At 66.0% G+C, this 4,176-nt stretch carries 2 protein-coding genes and 3 pseudogenes; 2 read left to right on the top strand and 3 right to left on the bottom strand.

The annotated features are described in order from the left end of the window. Positions 1 to 107 precede the first annotated feature (107 nt). Positions 108 to 620 (bottom strand): annotated as a pseudogene (locus ACZ50K_RS37650) (IS5 family transposase); the annotation flags it as partial. Positions 621 to 941: 321 nt separating this feature from the next. Between ACZ50K_RS37650 and ACZ50K_RS37645 the strand changes: the two are divergent. Next, a complete protein-coding gene (locus ACZ50K_RS37645) occupies positions 942 to 2,429 on the top strand; it encodes an FAD/NAD(P)-binding protein (protein ID WP_468911952.1) in 1,488 nt (495 codons plus the stop codon). Next, entirely contained in the window at positions 2,426 to 3,694 is a 1,269-nt protein-coding gene (locus ACZ50K_RS37640; RefSeq protein ID WP_468911949.1) for a hypothetical protein, read from the top strand. Before ACZ50K_RS37645 ends, ACZ50K_RS37640 begins: the two co-directional genes overlap by 4 nt. A gap of 103 nt (positions 3,695 to 3,797) precedes the next feature. Here ACZ50K_RS37640 and ACZ50K_RS37635 read toward each other — a convergent pair. Continuing rightward, positions 3,798 to 4,082, bottom strand: a pseudogene (locus ACZ50K_RS37635) (transposase); the annotation flags it as partial. A gap of 16 nt (positions 4,083 to 4,098) precedes the next feature. Continuing rightward, positions 4,099 to 4,176, bottom strand: a pseudogene (locus tag ACZ50K_RS37630) (transposase); the annotation flags it as partial.

The raw sequence follows: 4,176 nt of genomic DNA, 5'->3' as shown, positions 1-4,176 counted from the left end.
GTCCGGAACAATCCAACTCCACGCACCCCGCCCCATACCCAGGTCAACGACGCCTCACCACATAGGACACGGTCTAAGACGTCATCTCATTTGGCGAGCCTGCGGTGTCAGATGAGCGTGCAGGCGATGCTGGTGAAGCGAGGAAGTGGTCGGCCTTGCGTTCGTAGCGTCGGTGGAGGCGGCGGCAGCCGGCGAGCCAGGCCATGGTGCGTTCCACGGTCCAGCGGTGGCGGCCCAGTCGCTACGAGGACTCGACTCCCTTGCGGGCGATGCGGTGGGTGATGCCACGCTCGCGTAACCATCGCCGCAGGTGGGCGTAGTCGTAGCCCTAGTCGGCGTGGAGTTTGCCGGGCTTGCGCCGTCGCCGACCACGGCGCGAGCGGATCGGGGGATGCCCTTGACGAGCGGTATCAGGGCCTGGCGGTCGTGCAGGTTGGCCCCGGAAATGCCGACGGATACGGGCAGACCCGACCGTTCCGTGATCAGGTGGATCTTCGAGCCGCACTTGCCCCGGTCGACAGGATTCGGACCCGTCAGGTCTCCCATTTCAGGGCTCGCATGGTCACCGAGTCGATCGCGCACCGCGACCAGTCCAGCTCGCCGTGGGCACCGAGTTCATCAGTGTGCTGCGGCCGGGGTGAACCGTTCGATATGCCCGTGACCATTTTTTGGCCTTCACCCTCTCGCGCTGCGCGCTGTCGGGGCTTGCTCGGCCGACAGCGGCCGCTCCCCGGCTGAAGGGCGCAAGGCGCTTGGAGAGGCGCCGGTGACGGATTCAAGAGCGCCCGTATGACATAGCGGGAGGATTCATCATCACCCTGAAGAGGGGCCGGTCGGCGGACGGTATCAAGCGGATCTCGCCTGCAGGGTGGGGTGGTGTCGTATGCGGCACTGGTCCGACGGAATGTTTCGGGAGCGATACAGAAAGCTTTGTGTGACGTATGCAGTTCGATCTAGCGGTAGTCGGCGTAGGGGCGGCAGGGGCCACCTTTCTGGTTCATTTCCTGGGGAAGCCCGGATCCTCCGTGCGATCGGTCGTCGTCGTGGATCCCGGCGAGCCCGCCCGGGGGACGGCCTTCGCGCGGTCGGAGAGATTCCTCCTGTGTAACACCAGCACTTCGCTCAATACCCTGTTCCCCGACGACCCCGAGCACTGCCACCGCTGGCTGAACCGTGAACGCGACGCGTGCCGGTCTTGGGGCGTCGACCCGAGGCAGCCAGCTGAGTCCCTCTTCATCCCCCGGGGGCTGTTCAGCCGGTACGTGCGTGATCAATTCGCGGAGGCGGTCACCCGCGCGCGCCGCGCCGGGATCGTGGTCGAACACGTGCGGTCAGCGGCCTCTGCCATCGAGCCGGGGGGCGATGGGGTGGCCGTGGTGTGCCACGACGGGAGCCGGGTGCGGGCGCGCCAGGTGGTGATCAGCACAGGCCTGGGGCCCTCCGCCCCCACTCTGCGCCGAGTCCGGGAGAGCGCCGGACTGATCCTGCCAGTCTATTCAGCTGCCGCCGTCTGCTTCCAGGTGCAGGCACAGGGTTCGCGGAAAGTGGCCGTGCTGGGAACGCGCCAAAGCGGAGTGGACGCGGCGATCATGCTCGCCGAGAGCCGAAGCGATCTCCACATCGTGATGATGTCACCCTCCGGAGAACTGCCGGCCGTCCGATCGCGGATGTCGTTCCCCAGCCCCGGGCGATTCGCCATCGACACGGTCGCCGACCGCGTCGGCCCGGGGTCGCCCCCGCTCCTGCGGAACTTCTCGTCCCTCCTGCGCGCCGATCTGGGTGACGTGCCCGGTTCGGACCGCGGCAGCGGGCATCCGCATGCTGGCGAAGGTCTCGACCGGCTGCGAAGGGAACTCGAATCCTCCGAGCAGGAGCAGCCGTGGGAGGAGGTCAGCGTGCGGGCGGTGTCCCTGCTCAACGACATCTGGCCCCATCTCTCGCACCGTCAGCGTTCGAGCCTGACAACACACGCACTCCCTCGGTTCCGCCGGTATGTCTCTGCCATCCCGCGGCGCAACGCCCAACGGCTGGTCGACCTCCACCAGGCCGGCCGCCTCACGCTGGTCGCCGGCCCACGCCGCTGGCAGGCCCGCGAGGGACGGATCGAGATCCAGGACCAGGCGAACCGCTGGCACCGGGTGGACGCTGCTCTGGACGCCACCGGCCTCGTCCCGTTCGACCGCCCCGACCAAGTGTCGGTCGGAGGAAGGCCGCTCGCGGAGGTTTCGGCGGCCGCCGACCCCTGCACCCTGGAATTCCCCATGGAAGGCATGGGGCGGGGCTTCCTCCTCGGCCCGTCACTGAGCGCGGCCCTGCCCGTCACCAGCTACCACCACGCGACCGTGAAGCAGGCCGCGACACTGGCCGATTCCCTTGTCCGCTCCGATGAGTGCGGAACGAATTACCAACATCATCAGGAGACGGAATGACACAGACCATCGCGTTGGTAGACGGATATTCCACGGCGCACACACTCGTGAAGGAATTTCATCGGTACGGCAGGAAAGTCGTCCATCTGCCCAGCGCGGCGTCGGTGCCGCATTCACTGAGGCGCTCCTTCGCCCCCGAAGGGTACGACCACGTCCTCCCGCACGGCACTCTGTGGGAATCTGCCGCGAGACTCGCTGGGTTCAATGACGTCCTGGTATTCGCCGGTGCGGAGTCCGGCGTCGAGTACGCCGATGCTCTGTGCCGTCTCACGGGCCAGAGCTGGAATGTTCCGGAACTTTCCGCGGCGCGCCGGGACAAGTTCGAGATGAACCAGGCCCTGCTGGCGCGAGGGGTTCCCGCAGTGAGTCAGATCCGCGCCGCGAGCCCCGAACCCATTCTGCAATGGGTGATTGATGGGCAGGATTGGCCGATTGTGGTCAAGCCGCTGCTGTCCAGCGGATCGGAGGACGTGTTCTTCTGCTACGACGACGGCCAAATCGAGGAGGCGGTGGGCAGGATCGTCGGGAAGACCAACCTTTTGGGCATCCACAACGACGCGGTGGTGGCTCAGGCTTATCTTGACGGGCCAGTCTACGTTGTGAACTCCGTGAGCCTGAACGGATCCCACAGGACGACGGATGTCTGGTGCTTCGAACAGGAGCGCCGGGGAGGCCGGACTCCAGCGCCCGGTGTCAACTTCACCCACCACTACCTGCTCCACCCGGAGGATCCCCATGTCGACGATCTGATCGCCTACAACCAACTCGTCCTCAACGCCGTCGGGATACGCAACGGCCCCTCGCACAATGAGTTCAAACTCACGCCTCATGGCCCCCGGCTCATCGAGGTTAACGCCCGTCTCATGGGAGCGACCATGGAGGAAGGGCCTTTCAAAGAGGCCCTGGGTGAGACACAGGCGGGGTGGACTGCGAAGGCGGTCTGCTCTCCTGCCGAATTCCGAGCCGAACCCGACACCTACAAGAAGCCCATGTCTCATCTGTGCGTGGTCTGGGTGCATTTTGCCGACGCCGGTGAGGTCACGGACGACACGGGTTGCGCGGAACTATCCGCGTACCGGTCGTTCGCTGGCTACTACGGCCGCCCTCAGGTGGGTGATATGGTCACCCCCTCGCGCGACACCAGCGGTCAAGGCGGCTTCATCTACCTGGTGCACGACGACGAGGCGGTGATTCGATCCGATGCGGCTCAGATTCTCGACTTGGTAGCACACGGAGCGCTCTTCCGGTTGCGCGGAAGCGGATGAGTCCGGTCGGGGGCTGCGGGATCCCGATCGGAGGATCGCCTCTTCCGTCGAAGGGCTCGGGCCTGTTTCGTAGCGGACAGCAAGTTTGATGCCCCTATGGATGTCAACCGAGCGGCCCAGTGGTTCCGGTCTGCGCAGGCGGAGGGCTTGCCGGGACGATCAGTCGGTAGATCTCTCGTGCGACGTAGCGTTTGAGGCAGCGGATGATCTCGCGTCGTGTCTTGCCCTCGGTCAGACGTCGTTGCAGGTAGTTCCGGGTGCGGTCGTCCCAGCGCAGTCGGCTGAGGACGATGCGGTAGAGGGCGGCGTTGGCCTGGCGGTCGCCCCCGCGGTTCAGTCGGCGCCGCTGTGTCTTCCCGGAGGAGGCCTCGACCGGGCTGGTGCCGCATACTGACTTCAGCTCGTCAGGGTGACGCTGGGTCGTGGAGGGTCAGGCCGGTGCCGGCTATGAACCCGTCGAGGGTGTCGGGCCGGTACTGGAG

The organism is Streptomyces sp. NPDC033845 (genome assembly GCF_055576225.1).
This window is presented reverse-complemented; position numbering and strand designations above follow the sequence as displayed.